Consider the following 20,233-nt stretch of genomic DNA (forward strand, 5'->3'; position numbering starts at 1 on the left):
ACCACCCTGCGCCCGATGCGCTGGTGGGACATCGCGCCGGTGATGGAACTGGAGCAGCGGCTCTTCCCCGAGGACGCCTGGTCAACCGGGATGTTCTGGTCCGAGCTGGCCGAGGCCCACCCCGGCGGCACCCGCCACTACACCGTCGCCACCGCCGCCGACGGCGCGATCGTCGGCTACGCCGGGCTGATGGCGATCGCCGGCGAGGGCGACGTCCAGACCATCGCCGTCGACGAGCGCCACCAGGGCGCCGGCCTCGGCACGGCGCTGCTCACCGACCTGATCCGGGAGTCCGCCCGGCGCGGCTGCGCCGAACTGCTGCTGGAGGTGCGGGTGGACAACCCGCGCGCCCAGCGGCTGTACGAGCGCCACGGCTTCGCACCGGTGGGCATCCGGCGCGGCTACTACCAGCCCGCCAACGTCGACGCGCTGGTGATGCGCCTCGACCACCCCAGCACTGACAGCACCGACCCGAAGGACATTGAGGACACCCGCCATGGCTGACGAACCGCTCGTCCTCGGCATCGAGACCTCCTGCGACGAGACCGGCGTCGGCATCGTGCGCGGCACCACGCTGCTGGCCGACGCGGTCGCCTCCAGCGTGAACGACCACGCCCGCTTCGGCGGCGTCGTCCCGGAGATCGCCAGCCGCGCCCACCTGGAGGCGATGGTCCCGACCATCCAGCGCGCGCTGGACACCGCCGGGGTCAAGGCGACCGACCTGGACGGCATCGCGGTCACCGCGGGCCCGGGCCTGGCCGGCGCGCTGCTGGTCGGCGTCAGCGCCGCCAAGGCGTACGCCTGGGCGCTGGACAAGCCGCTGTACGGGGTCAACCACCTCGCCTCGCACATCTGCGTCGACCAGCTGGAGCACGGCCGGCTGCCCTCGCCGACGATGGCCCTGCTGGTCTCCGGCGGGCACTCCTCGCTGCTGCTCAGCGAGGACATCACCACCGACGTCCGCCCGCTCGGCGCGACCATCGACGACGCGGCCGGCGAGGCCTTCGACAAGGTCGCCCGGGTGCTCGGCCTGGGCTTCCCCGGCGGCCCGGTGGTGGACCGGACGGCCCGCGAGGGCGACCCGAAGGCGATCGCCTTCCCGCGCGGCCTGTCCGGCCGGAACGACCCCGAGTACGACTTCTCCTTCTCCGGCCTGAAGACCGCCGTCGCCCGCTGGGTGGAGGCCAAGCGCCGGGCCGGCGAGGAGGTGCCGATCGCCGACGTGGCGGCGTCCTTCCAGGAGGCGGTCACCGACGTGCTCACCCGCAAGGCCGTCAAGGCGTGCAAGGACAACGGCGTCGACCACCTGATGATCGGCGGCGGCGTGGCGGCCAACTCGCGGCTGCGCGAGATGGCCCAGCAGCGCTGCGACCGGGCCGGCATCCGGCTGCGGGTGCCGCGGCCGGGCCTGTGCACCGACAACGGCGCGATGGTCGCCGCGCTGGGCGCCGAGATGGTGTGGCGCGACCGCGCTCCGTCCTCCCTGGACCTCTCCGCCGACTCCTCGCTGCCGGTGACCGACGTCCACGTGCCGGCCGGGGGCATCGGGCACGGGGACCTCCACGGCCGGGCCTACGACGCCCTCGGCGGCGGCGCCGCGTGACCGTCGCCGCGATGTGGGAGGCCCGGGCGGCGGCCGGCCGCGGGGCCGAACTCGCCGCCTGGGTCCGGGAATCGGTGCTGCCGGCGGTGCGCGGTGCGGCCGGGCTGGAGCGCGCCGAGCTGCTCTCCGCGCCGGGCGAGCGGGTGCTGCTGATCACCTGGTGGAGCGGCGAGCCGGTGCCGGTCGCGGACCCGCCGGCCGAGCTGCTCGGCCGCCCGGTGCACCGCTGGTCCTTCACCAGCGAGCACGTCGAACAGGCCCCGCCCGTCGAACAGGCCTTCACCGGGAACCGGGACCCCGGCCGTTACCGTGCATAGCTGAGACGAAGCTGGACGGGAACCGGGAGCGCGGTGCGGTGAGCAGGAACGGGCTGAGCAGGACCAGGACGTACGCGGCGGGGGCGCTGGCCTTGCTGGCCTTCGCCACCGCGTGCGGCGACGACGGCGGCGGTGCCGCGCCGGCGGCCGGCACGTCGGCGCCGGCCGCGTCCAAGCCCGGCGGAGCCGCGCCCGCGCCGACCGGCTCCGCCACCGCCGGGGCCACCGCTCCGGCCGGCGCCGACGCGGCGGCCTGGGCGAAGTGGAACCTCACCCCGCTCGCACCCGCCCCGGCACCGCCCGCCGACAAGCCCGTCAAGCTCCAGCGGACCGGGCCGGTGCCGGTGTTCAGCGACGTGAAGACGAGCGACAAGGTCGTCTTCATCACCATCGACGACGGCGCCGAGAAGGACCCGAAGTTCGTCGAGATGCTGACCGACCTCAAGGTGCCGATCTCGATGTTCCTGACGAAGGACATCGTCAAGAACGACTACGGCTACTTCAAGCCGCTCCAGGCCCTGGGCAACCACATCCAGAACCACACCGTCACCCACCCGGTGATGAGCAAGCTCCCGGCCGACAAGCAGAAGTCCGAGATCTGCGACGACCAGGCCGCGCTCACCCAGCAGTACGGCACCGCCCCGCTGCTGTTCCGCCCGCCGTTCGGCGACGGCGCCAACACCCCGACGCTCAACACCTCGGTGCAGGAGTGCGGGCCGCGCGCGATCGTGCTGTGGCGCGAGTCGATGCAGATCCACGACATGCAGTACCAGGCGGCGGACAAGAAGCTGAAGCCCGGCGACATCATCCTGGCGCACTTCCGCGGCCCCAAGGAGCTCAAGGGCGCCACGATGACCCAGATGTTCGGCGACCTGCTGACCCGGATCCAGGAGCAGGGCTTCTCGGTGGCCCGGCTGGAGGACTACATCCAGGCCCCGGCCTCGTAGAGCGGCGCTCCCGACCGCCGTCAGGACGCCCGGACCGGCTGCCCCAGCATCATCAGCGGGCCGTGGTCGGTGCGGCTGAGGATGACCGTGACGGTGTTCGGCCCGGAGGGCTTGAGCTGGCGGCGCAGCTCCTCCGGGGTGATCGCCATCCCGCGCTTCTTGATCACCACGGTGCCGACCGCGCGCTCGCGCAGCAGTGCCTTCAGCTTCTTGATGTGGAAGGGCAGCACGTCGGTGAGCTCGAAGGCGTGCGCGTACGGGGTGGCGACCAGCTCGTCGGAGGTCAGGTAGGCGATCTTCGGGTCGATCAGCCGGCCGCCGACCTGCTCGGCGACCTCGGCCACCAGGTGGGCCCGGATCACCGCGCCGTCCGGTTCGTACAGGTAGCGGCCGACCGGGCCGGCCGGCGGGTCGGGCAGGTCGCCGCCGGTCAGGCTGGCGGCCTGGGGCAGCAGGGTGGCGCGGTGCGGGCGGGCGGCCGCGGTGCCGAACCAGAGCACCGCCTCCTTGACGTCGCCGTGGTCGGAGACCCACTCGGCCTCGGCGTCCTCCGGGACGGCCTCGTGCGGGATGCCCGGAGCGACCTTCAGCGCCCCGATCGGGGTCCGCCGGCCCGCCTCGATCGCCCAGGACAGCGGCGGGGCGTACGCCTCCGGGTCGAACACCCGGCCGCGCGAGGTCCGCCGGGCCGGGTCGGTGAACACCGCGTCGTAGCCGGCGACGTCCACCTCGGCGACGTCCGCGCAGCGCACCTCGACCAGTTCGGCCAGGCCCAGCGCGGCGGCGTTCGCGGCGGTGGCGGCGCACGCCGCCGGATCCTTGTCGACGGCCAGCACCTCGATGCCCGCCCGGGCCAGCGCCAGGACGTCCCCGCCGATGCCGCAGCACAGGTCCGCCAGCCGCCGCACGCCCAGTTCGGCGAAGCGCCGCGCCCGCCACTCGGCCACGCTGCGCCGGGTGGACTGCTCGACCCCGTTCGGCGTGAAGTACATCAGGTCCGCGTCCGCCCCGAACTTCGCCCGAGCCCGCTGCCGCAGCCGTGCCTGCCCGAAGGCCGCCGAGACCAGCTCCGCCGGGTGCTCCCGCCGCAGCCGGGTGGCCAGCGCCAGTTCCTCCTCGGGGGCGAACTCGCGCAGCTCGGCGAGCAGGGCCTGGCCCTCGGGGGCCAGCAGGGGTTGGAGGTTCTCGGTGTCCACGGGGCCATTCTCGCGGGTCGGCGCGAGGGCGCACTCACCGGAAGGCCCCCAGGCAGAGCAGCACGGGGATCATGAAGGGGGAGATCCCGGCGGCGATCGGCAGCAGCTGGTAGCCGGCCCGCTGACCGCCCACGACGACGGCGAGGGGGGTGCCCCAGCCGATGACCGCGAAGGAGAGCGCGGCCCACAGGAAGCAGCCGCCGGAATCGGAACCGGCGGCCTCGGCCACCGCTCCGCCGAGCCGGAAGGCGATGAACGGCAGGGCGGCCAGCAGCGGCAGGAGCAGGAGGGCGAGCACGGCGTCCTGCGCGCCGGACGGGCCCAGCCGTACCGGGGTGTCGGTCATGGCACGAGTGTGCGCAGGGCGCGCTCGGTCGCACATGAGTACGGCTACTCATCCGCGGTCCGGGACTGCCCGGGCGCGCCGTTGGCACTCTGGTTGACTGAGTGCTAACACGGGCCTATGGTCGTCCTTGGCACTCCCCACCGGGGGAGTGCTAACGCGAAGAAGCGTGTCTGACCCCCGCGACGGCAGGCTCGCAGGCTCGCCCCTACCCGTTAGAAAACCCCGTAATCTCCGAAGGGGAGCTCGGACGTGACCACCAGCAGCAAGGTTGCCATCAAGCCGCTTGAGGACCGCATCGTGGTCCAGCCGCTCGACGCCGAGACGACCACGGCCTCCGGCCTGGTCATCCCGGACACCGCCAAGGAGAAGCCCCAGGAGGGCGTCGTCCTGGCCGTCGGCCCGGGCCGCTTCGAGGACGGCCAGCGTCTGCCGCTCGACGTCGCCGTCGGTGACATCGTCCTGTACTCGAAGTACGGCGGCACCGAGGTGAAGTACCAGGGCGAGGAGTACCTGGTTCTCTCCGCCCGCGACGTCCTCGCGATCATCGAGAAGTAAGACGTCCCGACCCGCCCCGGATCCGTGTCCTTCGTGACAGTGGCCCGGGGCGCGGTTGTCGGCTCACGTTGTTCAGCGGTCGGTGGGCCGGCCGCAGCCCCGAGGGAATAGGGAACATGGCGAAGATCCTGCAGTTCGACGAGGACGCCCGCCGCTCGCTGGAGCGCGGTGTCAACAAGCTGGCCGACACCGTCAAGGTGACCATCGGCCCCAAGGGCCGCAACGTCGTCATCGACAAGAAGTTCGGCGCCCCGACCATCACCAACGACGGTGTCACCATCGCCCGTGAGGTCGAGCTGGACGACCCGTACGAGAACCTTGGTGCGCAGCTCGTCAAGGAGGTCGCCACCAAGACCAACGACGTCGCGGGTGACGGCACCACCACCGCCACCGTGCTGGCCCAGGCCCTGGTCAACGAGGGTCTGCGCAACGTCGCCGCCGGTGCCGGCCCGGCCGCCCTGAAGAAGGGCATCGACAAGGCCGTCGCCGCCGTCTCCGAGCACCTGCTGTCCGCCGCCCGCGAGATCGAGGGCAAGGACGACGTCGCCGCCGTCGCGTCCCTCTCCGCGCAGGACACCCAGGTCGGCGAGCTGATCGCCGAGGCGATCGACAAGGTCGGCAAGGACGGTGTCATCACCGTCGAGGAGTCGAACACCTTCGGCGTGGAGCTGGACTTCACCGAGGGCATGCAGTTCGACAAGGGCTACCTGTCGCCGTACTTCGTCACCGACGCGGAGCGGCAGGAGGCGGTCCTGGAGGACCCGTACATCCTGATCAACCAGGGCAAGATCTCCTCCATCCAGGAGCTGCTGCCGCTGCTGGAGAAGATCCTGCAGGGCGGTGCCTCCAAGCCGCTGCTGATCATCGCCGAGGACGTCGACGGCGAGGCGCTGTCGACCCTGGTCGTGAACAAGATCCGCGGCACCTTCAACGCCGTCGCCGTCAAGGCCCCGGGCTTCGGCGACCGCCGCAAGGCGATCCTCGGCGACCTGGCCACCCTGACCGGCGGCACGGTCATCTCCGAGGAGGTCGGCCTCAAGCTCGACCAGGTTGGCCTGGACGTGCTGGGCACCGCCCGCCGCGTGACCATCACCAAGGACGAGACGACCGTCGTCGACGGTGCCGGTGACGCCGAGGCCGTGGCCGGCCGCGTCGCCCAGATCAAGGCCGAGATCGCCGCCACCGACTCCGACTGGGACCGCGAGAAGCTGCAGGAGCGCCTGGCCAAGCTGGCCGGCGGCGTCTGCGTCATCAAGGTCGGCGCCGCCACCGAGGTGGAGCTGAAGGAGCGCAAGCACCGCCTGGAGGACGCCATCTCGGCGACCCGCGCCGCGGTCGAGGAGGGCATCGTCGCCGGTGGTGGCGCCTCCCTGGTCCACGCCGCCAAGGTGCTGAACGACGGCCTGGGCCTGTCGGGTGACGAGGCCACCGGTGTCGCCGTGGTCCGCAAGGCGCTGCACGAGCCGCTGCGCTGGATCGCCCAGAACGCCGGCCTGGAGGGCTACGTCATCACCTCCAAGGTCGCCGAGCTGGAGATCGGCCAGGGCTACAACGCCGCCACCGGCGAGTACGGCGACCTGGTGAAGGCCGGCGTCATCGACCCGGTCAAGGTCACCCGCTCCGCCCTGGAGAACGCCGCCTCGATCGCCTCCCTGCTGCTCACCACCGAGACCCTCGTGGTGGAGAAGAAGGAGGAGGAGGCCGACAACGGTCACGGCCACTCCCACGGTCACGGCCACTCCCACTGAGGCCCGAGCCACTGACCGGAGGCCCGGTCCGCGCCCCGCGAGGGGAGGCGGGCCGGGCCTCCGGCTGTTGTCCGGCCGCCGCCGGGCCGGCCGGGCTCGTGGCGCGGGCGCTGCTCTTGACGGTTCAACTATCAGGAGAATTTTGCCGAGAGCAAAGATTGCCTTATAACTGAGGCATGATCGAGGCCCGCCACCTGCGCGTCCTGCGTGCCGTCGCCCGCACCGGCTCCTTCTCCGCCGCCGCCCGCGAGCTGGGGTGCACCCAGCCCGCCATCAGCCAGCAGATGAAGGCGCTGGAGAAGTCGGTGGACACCCCGCTGGTGGTCCGCGCGGGCCGCGGGATGCAGCTCAGCGAGGCCGGGCGGGTCCTGCTCAAGCATGCCACCGGGATCCTGGCCGGGCTCTCCGCCGCCGAGGAGGAGGTGGCCGCGATCGCCGGGCTGCGGGCCGGACGGGTGCGGTTGGTGTCCTTCCCGACCGCGAGTTCCACCCTGGTGCCGCCCGCCGTCGCCCGGCTGCGGGACGGCCATCCGGGGGTGCGCGTGTCGCTGGTCGAGGCGGAGCCGCCGGAGTCGCTGGCGATGCTGCGCGGCGGCGAGTGCGAGATCGCGCTGGCCTTCCGCTATCCGCACTCCGACGGTGCCGCCGCACTGCCGGTGCCCGCCCACGGCACCCCGCGCGAGGCGCGGGCCGAGGCCAACCTGGAGGCCCAGCAGCTGACGGCCGGTACCGACTGGTCCGATCTGGTGGTCACCCCGTTGCTGGACGACCCGCTGGTGGGCCTGCTGCCCGCCGCCCACCCGCTGGCCGGGCGGGGCGGGGCGGTGGAGCTGGCCGAGCTGGCGGGGGAGCAGTGGATCGCCGGCTGTCCGCAGTGCCGGGGGCACCTGGTGGAACTGTGCGCGGGTGCCGGGTTCGAGCCCCGGATCGACTTCGCGACGGACGACTACCCGGCGGTGGTCGGCCTGGTGGCGGCTGGGCTCGGAGTGGCGGTGCTGCCCCGGCTGGCGCTGCAGTCGGTGCGTCCTGACGGTGTGTCGACGGTGCCGGTGCGGACGGCGTCGGGGGCGCCGGCGGTGCGCCAGGTGGTCGCGCTGACCCTGTCGGACCTGGCCGAGGTGCCGGCCGTCGCCCTGATGCTGGAGCGGCTGGCGGGGGCGGCGGCCGCCCGCTGACGGCGGGGTACGGGGGGAGGGCGGATCCCCCGGACCGACCGCGAGCGCCCTGAGGCGCCGCGAAGAAACGTTTCTTCACGGCGCGCCGCGGAGGCGGGTCTAGTGCTGCGCGACCGCCGGCGGGGTCAGCGGGACCTCCACCAGCCGGTGCCGCGAGCGGCCCAGCATCTCCTCGCGCTCGTCCTCGGTCATCCCGCCCCAGACGCCGTACGGCTCGCGGACCGCCAGTGCGTGCGCCGCGCACTCGGCGATCACCGGGCAGCGCATGCACACCTCCTTGGCGCTGGCCTCGCGCGAGCTGCGCGCGGCCCCGCGTTCGCCCTCGGGGTGGAAGAAGAGCGAGCTGTCCACGCCGCGGCAGGCTGCGGAGAGCTGCCAGTCCCAGAGGTCCGCGTTGGGACCGGGGAGGCGGGAGAAATCTGCCATGGCTCATTCCCTTCAGAGGCCGTCGGCCGTCGGCCGGGCGCTCGGCGGGCTGCTGCCGAGCGATACGGCGGGGCTTCGATGCGCTGGTGTGGACACCTGGAAATATGACTTAAGGCAACTCCATGGACAAGTCACCCACACACCGGCACAACAGTCAATGACCATACGAAAGCTATAAAAACGGGCAAAGTGGGCAATGGTCTCCGGCGGGTGCGGACGTGGCAATCGGGTGGCCGACGGGCGCGCGGACACCCCGAAACGGTGTGCGGGTGGTGCGCCGACCGCGCGCGAGCTGCGCAAAAGTGCGGCGTGTGCACCGCGATGCGGCTGATCCGTAATGGGTTGGCCACGTACAGTGGTGGAGATGGCCCTGAAGGCCGTAACTCATTCGAGTGACGGTCGTTGGAAGTGCGGAGGCGGTTAGCGGGCGCCGGACGTCGGGAACGATCGCGGGCAAGTTGGGGCGATCAGCACGGAGTCTGTCGCCGATCGGCCGTGTCGGAGAGGTTCGTACCAGCCAGGAGGCTCAACGTGACGCGGATCAGCTGCGGAGGACGACGGTCATGACTTCCGTTCTCGTTTGCGACGATTCCCCGCTCGCCCGCGAGGCGCTTCGCCGCGCGGTCGCGACCGTACCCGGTGTGGACCGGGTCACCACCGCGACGAACGGGGAGGAGGTCCTCCGCCGCTGGGTGGCCGACCGCTCCGATCTCGTTCTGATGGACGTCCGGATGCCCGGCCTCGGCGGGGTCGAGACGGTCCGGCGGCTGCTGTCCGCCGACCCGGGCGCGCGGATCATCATGCTCACCGTCGCCGAGGACCTCGACGGGGTCGCGCTCGCGGTGGCCGCGGGTGCCCGCGGGTACCTGCACAAGGACGCCTCGCGCGCCGAACTGCGGGCCACCGTGACCCAGGCCCTCGCCGACCCGACCTGGCGGCTCGCCCCGCGCCGGCTGCGCAGCCCCGACATGGGCGCGGCGCCCACCTTGACGGCGCGTGAGATCCAGGTGCTGGAGGGCATGAGCCACGGCCGCAGCAACGCCGAGATCGGGCGCGAGCTGTTCCTCTCCGAGGACACCGTCAAGACCCACGCCCGACGGCTGTTCAAGAAGCTCGGGGCCTCCGACCGCGCGCACGCGGTGGCGCTGGGCTTCCGCTGGGGCCTGGTCCGCTGACCGCCGGCGGCGCCGCCGGGTGCGGCGCACCGCCGGTGCTCCCCGAAGCGGGCGTCGCACGGGCGTGTGACGTTACGGTCCCGAGGTTGCACCATGGAGGAGTGGAGCACCTCGGGGACCAGCGGACAGGCACTGCGGCGAACCACGCAGCCGCAGGACACTCGGCGGACGGCACGACGGACGGGACCACCGACGGCGGGGCGGGAGGCGGCACGGTGCAGGAGGGGCCGGTGGTGCGCGGCACGCCCCACGGTGCGGCAGCGCATAACGTTCCGGTGCACAACTCCGGACGCGGTGCCGCGTTTTCCCGCTCGACCAGGCACCATGGACCGATGCGCGACGACGTCGCCGGCGCAGCCGGCCAGGCGGACCCGGTGGAGGCCGAGCCCTCCGACCCGGGCCACGATCCGTCGTACGCCGATGCGGGTGGCCCCGGTGCACCGGAGGGTGCGGGCGGTTCGGGAGCCGCGGTCGGGCCGGTTCGTCCGCCGGTGATCGGTTCGGGCGGCTCGCCGTTGGTGGGCGAGCTGGTCGCGGCCGCGGTGCGCGGCGAGGGCCCGGCGATCGACGCGCTGCTCGCCTACGTCCACCCGCTGGCGCTGCGCTACTGCCGCGCCAAGCTGGTCCGGCTGCCGGGCGGGGCCCGGCACCACGTGGACGACGTCGCGCAGGAGGTCTGCGTCGCGGTGCTGTGCGCGCTGCCCCGGTACAAGGACCAGGGGCGGCCGTTCGAGGCCTTCGTGTACGGGATCGCGGCGCACAAGATCGCCGATCTGCAGCGGGCCGCGATGCGCGGGCCCGGCTCGACCGTCGTCCCGCAGGACGACCTGCCGGAGGTGCCGGACGAGGCGCTCGGTCCGGAGGAGCAGGCGCTGCTGAGCAGCGACGCGGCCTGGGCCAAGGAGCTGCTGTCCAACCTGCCGGCCCGTCAGCGCGAGCTGGTGCTGCTGCGGGTGGCCGCCGGGCTGTCGGCGGAGGAGACCGGCGAGGTGCTCGGGATGTCGCCGGGCGCCGTCCGGGTCGCCCAGCACCGGGCGCTCAGCCGACTGCGGGCGCTCGCGGAGGAGTCCTCCTGAGCCGCGCCCCTCGTCACGGGTCGCGGGGAGGTCTTCGGGGGTGCCGGGCGTGCGGAACGAGCCGCCGGGCGGGGGTGTTGTCAAGGGCACACGAGGACACATTCGCGGTGCCAGTACCATGGGGTATCGGCGCCTGGGCGGGTTGCCAAAGTTTCACGGGTGCGCGCGGGGTCCCCTTGGAGGATCCTCCCATTGCATCCGGCTTCGGTGGTCTGCGCGAGTGAGCGATGAACGCGCCCGCACCGTCAGGGCGTGAGCGGATAAGGCCGGCCACGGAAGGTACCCCCCAAATGTCTTACAACGCCGCAGGCGTACCCGAGAAGTTCGCCATGCTCGGGCTCACGTTCGATGACGTCCTGCTGCTGCCCGGGGCCTCCGAGGTGCTGCCGAACCAGGTGGACACCTCCTCGCGGGTCTCGCGGAACGTCCGTGTGAACATCCCGCTGCTCTCCGCGGCGATGGACAAGGTCACCGAGTCGCGGATGGCCATCGCGATGGCGCGCCAGGGCGGCGTCGGCGTGCTGCACCGCAACCTGTCGGTCGAGGACCAGGTCAACCAGGTCGACCTGGTGAAGCGCTCCGAGTCCGGCATGGTCAGCGACCCGATCACGGTCGGCCCCGACACCACGCTGGCCGAGGCCGACGCGCTGTGCGCCAAGTTCCGCATCTCCGGCGTGCCGATCGCCGACGAGTCCGGCAAGCTGCTCGGCATCGTCACCAACCGCGACATGGCCTTCGAGTCGGACCGCAGCCGTCAGGTCCGCGAGATCATGACCCCGATGCCGCTGATCACCGGCAAGGTCGGCATCTCCGGTGTGGACGCGATGGCGCTGCTGCGTCGCCACAAGATCGAGAAGCTGCCGCTGGTCGACGACGAGGGCCGGATCAAGGGCCTGATCACCGTCAAGGACTTCGTGAAGGCCGAGCAGTACCCGAACGCCGCCAAGGACGCCGAGGGCCGGCTGCTGGTCGGCGCCGCCGTCGGCGCCAGCGCCGAGGCGTTCGACCGGGCCCAGGCCCTGGTCGAGGCCGGCGTGGACTTCCTGGTGGTGGACACCTCGCACGGCCACAGCCACAACGCGCTGGCCTGGATCGCCAAGATCAAGTCGGCCGTCGGGGTCGACGTGGTCGGCGGCAACGTCGCCACCCGGGACGGCGCCCAGGCGCTGATCGACGCCGGCGTGGACGGCGTCAAGGTCGGCGTGGGCCCCGGCTCCATCTGCACCACCCGCGTGGTCGCCGGCATCGGCGTCCCGCAGATCACCGCCATCTACGAGGCCGCGGTGGCCTGCCAGGCGGCCGGCGTGCCGGTCATCGGCGACGGCGGCCTGCAGTACTCCGGCGACATCGGCAAGGCGCTGGCCGCCGGTGCCGACACCGTGATGCTCGGCTCGCTGCTGGCCGGCTGCGAGGAGTCCCCGGGCGAGCTGATGTTCATCAACGGCAAGCAGTTCAAGTCGTACCGCGGCATGGGCTCGCTGGGCGCCATGCAGTCCCGCGGCCAGGGCCGCTCGTACTCCAAGGACCGCTACTTCCAGGCCGAGGTCGCCTCGGACGACAAGCTCGTCCCCGAGGGCATCGAGGGCCAGGTGCCGTACCGCGGTCCGCTGTCGGCCGTGCTGCACCAGCTGGTCGGCGGTCTGCGCCAGACCATGGGCTACGTCGGCGCCGCCACCATCGGCGAGATGGAGAGCAAGGGCCGGTTCGTCCGGATCACCTCGGCGGGCCTCAAGGAGAGCCACCCGCACGACATCCAGATGACCGTCGAGGCGCCGAACTACTCGACGCGCTGAGCCGGGGGCCGATGGCCCGAGTGCCGAGGAGGGTCCGTCGCTGCGGGTGCAGGGGCGGGCCCTCCGGCGTGTCCGGGGGGCGGGCCGTCGGGGCGGTGCCCGCTCCGGTACGGGATACTGGGGGCGGCCGGGGTGACCCGGCGGGCATGAGCAACACAGCAGAAGGGCTCGAAGTGACTGAGATCGAGATCGGGCGAGGCAAGCGCGGCCGCCGGGCGTACGCCTTCGACGACATCGCCGTCGTCCCCAGCCGCCGTACCCGGGACCCGAAGGAGGTCTCGATCGCCTGGCAGATCGACGCCTACCGCTTCGAGCTGCCGTTCCTGGCCGCCCCGATGGACAGCGTGGTCTCGCCGCAGCAGGCCATCGCCATCGGCCGCCTCGGCGGCCTGGGCGTGCTGAACCTGGAAGGCCTGTGGACCCGCTACGAGGACCCGCAGCCGCTGCTGGACGAGATCGCCTCGATCACCGACGCGTCCACCGCGACCCGCCGCCTGCAGGAGATCTACGCGGCGCCGATCCGCGCCGAGCTGATCAAGCAGCGGATCCAGGAGGTCCGTGACTCCGGTGTCGTCACCGCCGCGGCGCTCTCGCCGCAGCGCACCGCCGAGTTCTCCAAGGCCGTGGTGGACGCCGGCGTCGACGTCTTCGTCATCCGCGGCACCACCGTCTCGGCCGAGCACGTCTCCAGCGCGGCCGAGCCGCTCAACCTCAAGCAGTTCATCTACGAGCTGGACGTCCCGGTGATCGTCGGCGGCTGCGCCACGTACACCGCGGCGCTGCACCTGATGCGGACCGGCGCGGCCGGCGTGCTGGTCGGCTTCGGCGGCGGTGCCGCCCACACCACCCGCAACGTGCTGGGCATCCAGGTGCCGATGGCGACCGCGGTGGCGGACGTGGCGGCTGCCCGCCGCGACTACATGGACGAGTCGGGCGGGCGCTACGTGCACGTGATCGCGGACGGTGGCGTCGGCTACAGCGGGGACATCCCGAAGGCCGTCGCCTGCGGTGCGGACGCGGTGATGATCGGTGCGGCGCTGGCCCGTGCGACGGATGCCCCGGGCAAGGGGTTCCACTGGGGCATGGAGGCCGTCCACGAGGAGCTGCCGCGCGGCAAGCGGGTGGACCTCGGGACCGTCGGCACCACCGAGGAGATCCTCACCGGGCCCTCGCACACGCCCGACGGGACCATGAACCTCTTCGGGGCGCTGCGGCGGGCGATGGCGACCACCGGGTACACGGAGCTCAAGGAGTTCCAGCGGGTCGAGGTGACGGTGAATCCGGCGCTCGACCACCGCTGAGGGTGGCTGGGGGCCCCTGCCGAGGTGATCGGTGGGGGCCTTTGGGCTTTTCGGGGGTGGCTCTCGGGAGGGTGGGGGCGGGGCGGCTCCGGGGGTGGCCGCTCCGAGGGGCTGGATGATTTTCAGACTGCCGACTCTGGCCCACGGGGGTTGGGCGCCGTTGGCAGTCTGAAAATCACCCGCAACGCCCCTCTCCGGGCCACCCCCTGCGCCGCCCCTTCCGCAGCGCGTCCCTCTCGCGGGGGTGGGTGAGGGGAGGTGGGGGTGGAGGGTGGTGGGGCGGGTGGAGGGCGGTGGCGGGGTGGGTGGGGTGGGTGGGGATTGCTGGGGGTGGTGGGGGTGGTGGGGGTGGGGGTCAGGTTCGGGTGGCGGTGCGGCGGGTGAGGAGGAAGCCGCCGACCAGGGCGATGGTGTAGAAGGCGGCGTCGAGGGGGCGGAGGTCGGCGCGCCAGGTGGTGAGGGTGTCGTGGAGGAGGGTGCGGGGGGTGGAGCCGAGGGCGTGGGCCAGGCGGAGGTGCTGGGTGAGCTGGCCGATGAGGAGGGCGGCGGGGGCCAGGAGGGCGGCGAGGAGGGGGAGTGCGCGGTTGCGGCCGCCGAGGAGGCCGAGGGGGAGGGCGATCAGGCCGGCTTGGGCGATGGCCAGCCAGCCGAGGCTGTCGGCGGCGCGTAGCGGGGCGCAGCCGTAGGCGAGGCCGCTGAGGAGGGTGGCGAGGACGGCGAGGGCGGTGGCGAGCGCGGTACGTCGGGGGCGGGGGGTGGTGCGGGGGGCGACGGGGTCGTAGCCGGGGACGGGGGCGCCGGGCATGCCGGGGGCGACGTAGCCCTCGGGGGTGGTGGGGGGCGGGGCGACGGAGTAGTGCTGGGCGGTGTGCGGCCGCGCCGATGGGCCGTCAGCGCCCGGTGCAGGTGCGGTCATGGGCGTCCGATCCCCCCGGAAAGACGATGAGCTGCCGAACGGTAGCAGTGATTCGGACGGATCTTGGCGAGTTTTCGATCACAGATCGGGCACGGAGCGCCGCACCGGTTCCGGTTCGTCCCAGGTTGGGACGGGGGGCGGGTGGTCGTGGGCCCCCGGGACAGGGGATGATGGAGGCTTGGGCGTTCGGGCCCGGCCGGTCCGACGCGCCGTCACCACGACCGCCAGCAGCACATGGGGGAACGTTCCGAATGACCCAGGCGCAGGGTTCCACCGGCCGCCTCCTGGCCGGCCGCTACCGCCTGAACGGCGTGCTCGGACGCGGCGGCATGGGCACCGTATGGCGCGCCGAGGACGAGATGCTGGGCCGCACCGTCGCGGTCAAGGAACTGCGGATGAACGCCAGCGTCGAGGAGGAGGAGAAGCACCGGCTGATCGTCCGGACGCTGCGCGAGGCCAAGGCGACCGCTCGGATCCGGCACAACTCGGCGGTCACCGTCTTCGACGTGGTCGACGAGGACGACCGGCCGTGGATCGTCATGGAGCTGGTCGAGTCCCGCTCGCTGGCCGACGTGATCCGCGAGGACGGGCCGCTCGCGCCCGGCCGGGCCGCCGAGATCGCCCTCGACGTGCTGGGCGTGCTGAGTGCCGCGCACGCGCTGGGCATCCTGCACCGGGACGTCAAGCCGTCCAACGTGCTGATCGGTGAGGACGGCCGGGTCGTGCTGACCGACTTCGGCATCGCGAGCGTGGAGGGCGACGCCTCGGTCACCTCCACCGGCATGCTGGTCGGCGCGCCCTCGTACATATCCCCGGAGCGGGCCCGCGGGCAGAAGCCCGGGCCGCCGGCCGACCTGTGGTCGCTGGGCGGCACGCTGTACGCGATGGTCGAGGGTCGGCCGCCGTACGACCGCGGTTCGGCGTTGGCCACGCTGACCGCGGTGATGACCGAGGACCTGGTCGCGCCGGCGAACGCCGGGCCGCTGCTGCCGGTGATCGAGGGCCTGCTGGCGAAGGACCCGGCCGAGCGGCTGGACGCCTCGCAGACCCGGTCGATGCTGAAGCGGGTGGTCGCGGAGGCCACCGCGAAGGCCGAGTCGACGACCGAGCACGCGGTGCCGGTGGCGGCGGCGGTCGAGCCGGAGTCCGTTCCGGTGGAGGACCGGAAGCGGTCGGTGGGCGGGCTGCTGGGGACGGTCCGGGTGGGCAGCCGGGCCAAGGACGAGGAGCCGCCGGCGGAGCCCGTCGCCGAGCCCGCCGCGCCGTCCGAGCCGATCCGGCCGGTGACCAGCGAGTGGACGATGGGGGCGACGCAGGCGGCCGGGGCGGACCCGCGGACGGGCCGGCGGCGACTGGCCATCGCCACCGTGGTCGTGGTGCTGCTGCTGATCGCGGGCGTGGTCGCGGTGGTCCAGGCCTTCGGGGGCGGGGACGGCGGCGCGAAGGGGAGCTCCGGTCAGAGTGCGGGCGCCGGCACGCCGGTGGCGGCGACGACGGAGCCGACGCCGAGCCAGGCGCCTGTGACGGAGCCGGCTCCGGCTCCGGCGGCGACGGCGACGGCGAGTCAGAGTGCGGCTCCGCCGGCCCCCGTGGCGCCGGCTCCGCCGGTGAGCACGCCCGCGGCGCCGGTGCAGACGCCGGCTCCCGCGTCCGCGGTGCCGGCCGGGTACCACGAGTACAAGGATCCGAGCGGGTTCTCGGTCGTGCTGCCGGACTGGCTGCAGCCGAGCGGTTCGGACGCCAACCGGCGGATCTTCAAGAACCCGGCGGACGGCAGCCAGCTGCGGATCGAGTGGACGACCTCGCCGGGGGACAGCGCCGTCGCGGACTGGCAGGAGTCCGAGCCCAATGTGCGGGGAGCGGTCACCAACTACCAGCGGCTGAACCTCTCGGCGATCACCTACCGGCAGTGGACCAACGCGGCGGACTGGGAGTGGACCAACGGCTCGCCCAAGATGCACTCGCTCAACCGCGGCTTCGTGACCGGGACTCCGGCCAAGTACGGCTACTCGATCTACTGGATCGTCCCGGACGCCGAGTGGGCCGCGCAGGCTCCGGTCCGGGACGTCGTCTTCACCAGCTTCCAGCCGGCGCCGTAGGTCAGCCGATCAGGCGCTGCTTGGCCCGGGTGAACTCCTCGTCGGTGAGCGCCCCGGAGGCGTGCAGGGCGGCCAGCCGCTCCAGATGGCCGATGAGTTGCTCGCCGTCGGCGGCCGGCTTCTGCGGGGCCGGCGCGGTGCGGGCGGCCCGGGCGGCCGCGCGGACCTGCTCGGCGAAGACGTCGGCTTTGACCACCTCCTCGAAGCGGTGCGAACCGGTCAGCGCGATGACGGTCAGCACATCTCCGTTGATCTTGCTGTGGGCCACGGTGGCGTCGGTGACGGCGGTGAGCGGAACCGGTATCGGCGGCTTCCCGTCCTTCAGGAAGAGCAACCGGTGGGTGGTGAGCACGAGCACCCCCTTGCGGAAGTGGTCCGGGTGGCGCCCGGGGGTGGAGGCGACCGGCTTCTCACCCTCGATGGCGGTCTCTTGGAGCGAGTGGACGGTTTCGGCTCGGGTGCTGTTTCCCGCCGCCTTGAGGGCGGGCTCGATCAGATCGGTCCATTCCATGGGACCGAGCGTAAGGGAGCCGCTCAGTAGGCTGCTCGTGAGCGAGAGGAACTGGCATGCGAGGCGGCCCCGGGCAGTTGATGGCGGGACGGTACCGGCTGACGGACCGTCCCGGACCGTGGCGCGCCCACGCGGTGGACGAGCGGACCGGGGAGACGGTGCTGCTGCGCGGCCTGGAGCTGCCCGCCCTGCTGACCGCCGGTCAGGATCCCGAGGACGCGGTGCCGGCCCAGGCGGACCGGCTGGTGAAGCGGGTGGCGGCGGTCGGCTCGGCCGCTCCGGCCGCGCACCCGCGGTTGCTGCGCGGGGTCGGGGCCTTCGTCGAGGGCGAGGCGCTGTGGACGGTGGAGGAGCGGCCGGCCGGGCTGACGGCGGCCGAGCTGCTGGCCGAAGGGCCGGTGCCGCCGTACCGGGCCGCCGAGATGGCGGCCGACCTGGCCGGTGCGCTGCGGGCGCTGCACGGGGCCGGGCTCAGCCACGGCAACCTGACCGCCGGGTCGGTGCTGGTCTGCGAGGACGGCGCGGCGATGCTCGGCGGGCTGCTCGCCGGGGTCGCGGAGGAGGCGCTGGCCGAGGAGCTCGGCGGGCCGGGCGGCCGGCGCCGGTACGACGTACGGGCCACCCTGGTCGGCCCGGTGACGGAGCGCTGGCCGCTGGACGGCGGCCCGGCGGGGGACTGCTGGGCGCTCGGGGTGCTGGTGCACCGGCTGGTGACCGGACGGTCGCCGTACCCGGAGGGCGGTGTGCCGGAGCTGGTGACGGCGGTGCGGGACGGGCGGCGCGAGCACTCGGCGGTCTGCGGGCCGCTCGGGCCGCTGGTCGAGCGGCTGCTGCAGCCGGACCCGGCGCTGCGGCCGACCGCCGAGGCGGTGGGCCGGGAGCTGGCGCAGCTGCTGACGGGCGCGCCGGAGCCGGTGGACGAGGAGCGGGTGGCGCGGGCGCTGACGCTGAAGCCGGAGGCGCCGCTGGTGCCGGTGCGGCCGCGTCGGCGCGGGGGAAAGGGCGGGGACACCGGGAACGCCGGGGTGAAACCGCCTCGGATACCCCCCTTCCTCCTGGGCCCGCTGCTGGTGGCGGGGGTCTTCGTCCTGCTCGCGCTGGGAATGGCCGCCGTGGTGCTGTTCGCAGGCTGACGGCCCGGGCGGACCGGTCGGGGGGTGGGCGTGATTACCGGGGGCGTCGAGGTACGCCTAATGTGTGCGTGGGATTTGTTCGAACAGTGGTCTGCACCAGGCCCTCCGTCGCGGTGACGGCAGGCGGGATGTGTGGGGGAGCGGTCGCAGATGGGTGTGCAGGACCGGCCGGAGGCGGCCGACGCGGAGCGGCTGTTGGCCGGGCGGTACGAGCTCGGCGAGCGGCTCGGCCGGGGCGGCATGGGCACCGTCTGGCGGGCCTGGGACCGGATGCTCGACCGTGAGGTCGCGGTCAAGGAGCTGACCGTCAACCACCTGCCCGAGGAGGACCTGCAGATCCTGCACACCCGGATGAAGCGCGAGGCCAGCGCGGCCGCGCGGATCAAGCACCCCGGTGTGATCACCGTGCACGACGTGCTGGAGCAGGACGGCCGGCCGTGGATCGTGATGGAGTTGGTCGACGGCCGCTCGCTGGCCGACGTGATCAGCCAGGACGGCACCCTGCCGCCGCGCGCCGCCGCCGAGGTCGGCAGCCAGGTGCTCGCCGCCTTGCACCGCGGCCACCAGCTGGGCGTGCTGCACCGGGACGTGAAGCCGGCCAACGTGCTGCTGGAGCGCGGTACCGGGCGGGTGGTGCTGCTGGACTTCGGCATCGCGAAGTACGAGGGCTCGACCGAGCTGACCCGGCCGGGCGACCTGGTCGGATCGCCGGACTACCTGGCGCCGGAACGCGCCCAGGGCGAGCGGCCGGGGCCGGCCTCCGACCTGTGGGGCCTGGGGGCGACGCTGTACGCGGCGGTCGAGGGCCAGTCGCCGTTCCGCCGGGACTCGCCGATCACCACGCTCGCCGCGGTGGTCGACGAGCCGCTGCCGGAGTCCCGCCGGGCCGGGCCGCTGGGGCCGGTGCTGGCCGCGCTGATGGCCAAGGACCCGGCCGACCGGCCGACCGCGGACGAGGCGGCGCGGATGCTGGCCGAGGTGCAGGCCGGGCACACCATGGGCTTCAAGCCGGTCGCTCCGGTGCGCTCGCCCACCCAGTCGGTGCCGGTGGTGGACCGCAGAGCCGGCGCCGGGGCGGCCGCGGAGGAGGGCACCGCGGGAGCGGAGGGGTCCGTGGGCTCCGAGGGGCCGACGGAACCGCGCGCGGCGGCCGCCGCCGTGCCCGCCGTTCCCCTCGTCCAGGAGACGGCCGGGGGTGGGACGGTGCCGGCGCCGGCGCACACCACGCCGGTCGCGCCGGTGGCGCACTCCGTCACGCCCGCGCGCGGACCGGCCAAGCGCCGCAGCACCGCGAAGATCGTCGCCATCGCGGTGGCCGTCGGCCTGCTCGCGGCCGCGGGGACCTTCCTCGCCACCCGGCACGTGGTGGACGGCGACTCCGACGACCCGACCCCGACCGCGCCGGTCGACTCGACCGGGCCGGGCCCCAGCAGCGACACCAGCCCCTCGGCGGCGGCGCCCACCGGCTACCACTGGGTCGACGACCCGGCCGGCTTCCGCTTCCCGCTGCCCTCCGGAAACCCGGCCTGGCAGCGCTCGACCACGCCCGACAACCAGATCTACTACAGCCCTGACAACAAGACGCACTACCTGCAGTTCGCGGTCACCGTCGGGCAGTCGGTCAAGCCGCTGGAGCACATGCGGCAGATGGAGGGTTCCGTCTCCAAGTCGCTCAAGGACTACAAGCAGCACAAGATGACGAGCGTCGCGGTGAACGGCCACGAGGCGGCGGTCTGGGAGTTCAGCTACGCCGCCCAGGGCGGCGGGCGGCGGCGGGCGGTCGAGGCCGAGTTCATCGACGACGACGGCACCAGCTACGCGATCTACTCCTCCAGCCCGGAGAAGGGCAACGAGTGGAACGAGGCCGAACAGCGCTTCAACGCGGTGCTCCGCGACTTCACGCCGACCCGCTGAGC

The 20,233-nt window shown here is 73.2% G+C and carries 19 protein-coding genes; 14 read left to right on the plus strand and 5 right to left on the minus strand.

From position 1 onward, the window contains the following. The first annotated feature begins 15 nt into the window (after positions 1-15). Genes rimI through ACZ6Y7_RS04630 form a run of 4 tightly spaced genes read left to right on the plus strand, consistent with a single transcriptional unit; the run spans position 16 to position 2,867 of the window. A complete protein-coding gene (gene rimI, locus ACZ6Y7_RS04615; protein ID WP_465756475.1) occupies positions 16-504 on the plus strand; it encodes a ribosomal protein S18-alanine N-acetyltransferase in 489 nt (162 codons plus the stop codon). Beyond that, positions 497-1,603: a tRNA (adenosine(37)-N6)-threonylcarbamoyltransferase complex transferase subunit TsaD gene (gene tsaD, locus ACZ6Y7_RS04620; protein ID WP_465756338.1), complete on the plus strand. Its 1,107-nt coding sequence runs from the start codon at positions 497-499 to the stop codon at positions 1,601-1,603. Before rimI ends, tsaD begins: the two co-directional genes overlap by 8 nt. Next, positions 1,600-1,920, plus strand: coding sequence for a hypothetical protein (locus ACZ6Y7_RS04625; protein WP_465756339.1), 321 nt, complete (start codon positions 1,600-1,602; stop codon positions 1,918-1,920). The genes tsaD and ACZ6Y7_RS04625 overlap by 4 nt, the downstream gene beginning before the upstream one ends. A gap of 38 nt (positions 1,921-1,958) precedes the next feature. Next, on the plus strand, positions 1,959-2,867 hold the full coding sequence (locus ACZ6Y7_RS04630) for a polysaccharide deacetylase family protein (RefSeq protein ID WP_465756340.1): 909 nt from the start codon (positions 1,959-1,961) through the stop codon (positions 2,865-2,867). A 20-nt stretch (positions 2,868-2,887) separates the two neighbouring features. Here the strand turns inward: ACZ6Y7_RS04630 and ACZ6Y7_RS04635 are convergent, their stop codons facing one another. Continuing rightward, positions 2,888-4,063 (minus strand): THUMP-like domain-containing protein, encoded by a 1,176-nt coding sequence (locus tag ACZ6Y7_RS04635; protein ID WP_465756341.1) that lies wholly within the window; start codon positions 4,061-4,063, stop codon positions 2,888-2,890. A 34-nt stretch (positions 4,064-4,097) separates the two neighbouring features. Continuing rightward, a complete protein-coding gene (locus ACZ6Y7_RS04640; RefSeq protein ID WP_465756342.1) occupies positions 4,098-4,409 on the minus strand; it encodes a hypothetical protein in 312 nt (103 codons plus the stop codon). Between the two features lie 249 nt (positions 4,410-4,658). Here ACZ6Y7_RS04640 and groES point away from each other — a divergent pair, with 249 nt between their 5' ends. The 3 genes from groES to ACZ6Y7_RS04655 all read left to right on the plus strand — a co-directional run bounded on the left by groES (position 4,659) and on the right by ACZ6Y7_RS04655 (position 7,887). Next, the gene (groES, locus tag ACZ6Y7_RS04645; RefSeq protein ID WP_014136232.1) at positions 4,659-4,964 is read left to right on the plus strand and encodes a co-chaperone GroES; all 306 of its coding nucleotides are present in this window, start codon (positions 4,659-4,661) and stop codon (positions 4,962-4,964) included. Between the two features lie 116 nt (positions 4,965-5,080). After that, entirely contained in the window at positions 5,081-6,712 is a 1,632-nt protein-coding gene (groL, locus tag ACZ6Y7_RS04650; protein ID WP_465756343.1) for a chaperonin GroEL, read from the plus strand. Between the two features lie 176 nt (positions 6,713-6,888). Beyond that, positions 6,889-7,887 carry a LysR family transcriptional regulator gene (locus tag ACZ6Y7_RS04655; RefSeq protein WP_465756344.1) on the plus strand — a complete coding sequence of 333 codons (999 nt, stop codon included), beginning with the start codon at positions 6,889-6,891 and terminating at the stop codon, positions 7,885-7,887. A gap of 99 nt (positions 7,888-7,986) precedes the next feature. Here the strand turns inward: ACZ6Y7_RS04655 and ACZ6Y7_RS04660 are convergent, their stop codons facing one another. Next, positions 7,987-8,313, minus strand: a complete 327-nt coding sequence (locus ACZ6Y7_RS04660; protein WP_030055868.1) for a WhiB family transcriptional regulator — start codon at positions 8,311-8,313, stop codon at positions 7,987-7,989. A gap of 563 nt (positions 8,314-8,876) precedes the next feature. Between ACZ6Y7_RS04660 and ACZ6Y7_RS04665 the strand changes: the two genes are divergently transcribed. The 4 genes from ACZ6Y7_RS04665 to ACZ6Y7_RS04680 all read left to right on the plus strand — a co-directional run bounded on the left by ACZ6Y7_RS04665 (position 8,877) and on the right by ACZ6Y7_RS04680 (position 13,658). Then, positions 8,877-9,488 carry a response regulator transcription factor gene (locus ACZ6Y7_RS04665; protein ID WP_014136228.1) on the plus strand — a complete coding sequence of 204 codons (612 nt, stop codon included), beginning with the start codon at positions 8,877-8,879 and terminating at the stop codon, positions 9,486-9,488. A 332-nt stretch (positions 9,489-9,820) separates the two neighbouring features. Beyond that, on the plus strand, positions 9,821-10,564 hold the full coding sequence (gene shbA / locus ACZ6Y7_RS04670) for an RNA polymerase sigma factor ShbA (protein WP_465756345.1): 744 nt from the start codon (positions 9,821-9,823) through the stop codon (positions 10,562-10,564). Positions 10,565-10,854: 290 nt separating this feature from the next. After that, on the plus strand, positions 10,855-12,357 hold the full coding sequence (gene guaB, locus ACZ6Y7_RS04675; RefSeq protein ID WP_465756346.1) for an IMP dehydrogenase: 1,503 nt from the start codon (positions 10,855-10,857) through the stop codon (positions 12,355-12,357). A gap of 173 nt (positions 12,358-12,530) precedes the next feature. Further along, on the plus strand, positions 12,531-13,658 hold the full coding sequence (locus tag ACZ6Y7_RS04680; RefSeq protein ID WP_465756347.1) for a GuaB3 family IMP dehydrogenase-related protein: 1,128 nt from the start codon (positions 12,531-12,533) through the stop codon (positions 13,656-13,658). A 355-nt stretch (positions 13,659-14,013) separates the two neighbouring features. Here the strand turns inward: ACZ6Y7_RS04680 and ACZ6Y7_RS04685 are convergent, their stop codons facing one another. After that, the gene (locus tag ACZ6Y7_RS04685; protein WP_465756348.1) at positions 14,014-14,574 is read right to left on the minus strand and encodes a hypothetical protein; all 561 of its coding nucleotides are present in this window, start codon (positions 14,572-14,574) and stop codon (positions 14,014-14,016) included. A 251-nt stretch (positions 14,575-14,825) separates the two neighbouring features. On the opposite strand from ACZ6Y7_RS04685, the gene ACZ6Y7_RS04690 reads away from it, so the two are divergent. After that, the gene (locus ACZ6Y7_RS04690) at positions 14,826-16,673 is read left to right on the plus strand and encodes a serine/threonine-protein kinase (RefSeq protein WP_465756349.1); all 1,848 of its coding nucleotides are present in this window, start codon (positions 14,826-14,828) and stop codon (positions 16,671-16,673) included. 1 nt (position 16,674) lies between these two features. On the opposite strand, the gene ACZ6Y7_RS04695 is transcribed toward ACZ6Y7_RS04690, so the two are convergent. Then, positions 16,675-17,184, minus strand: coding sequence for an SHOCT domain-containing protein (locus ACZ6Y7_RS04695; RefSeq protein ID WP_465756350.1), 510 nt, complete (start codon positions 17,182-17,184; stop codon positions 16,675-16,677). Positions 17,185-17,240: 56 nt separating this feature from the next. Here ACZ6Y7_RS04695 and ACZ6Y7_RS04700 point away from each other — a divergent pair, with 56 nt between their 5' ends. Next, positions 17,241-18,317: a serine/threonine-protein kinase gene (locus tag ACZ6Y7_RS04700; RefSeq protein ID WP_465756351.1), complete on the plus strand. Its 1,077-nt coding sequence runs from the start codon at positions 17,241-17,243 to the stop codon at positions 18,315-18,317. A 150-nt stretch (positions 18,318-18,467) separates the two neighbouring features. Further along, on the plus strand, positions 18,468-20,231 hold the full coding sequence (locus tag ACZ6Y7_RS04705; RefSeq protein WP_465756352.1) for a serine/threonine-protein kinase: 1,764 nt from the start codon (positions 18,468-18,470) through the stop codon (positions 20,229-20,231). Positions 20,232-20,233 lie beyond the last annotated feature (2 nt).

This window comes from Kitasatospora sp. NPDC053308 (assembly GCF_055585785.1).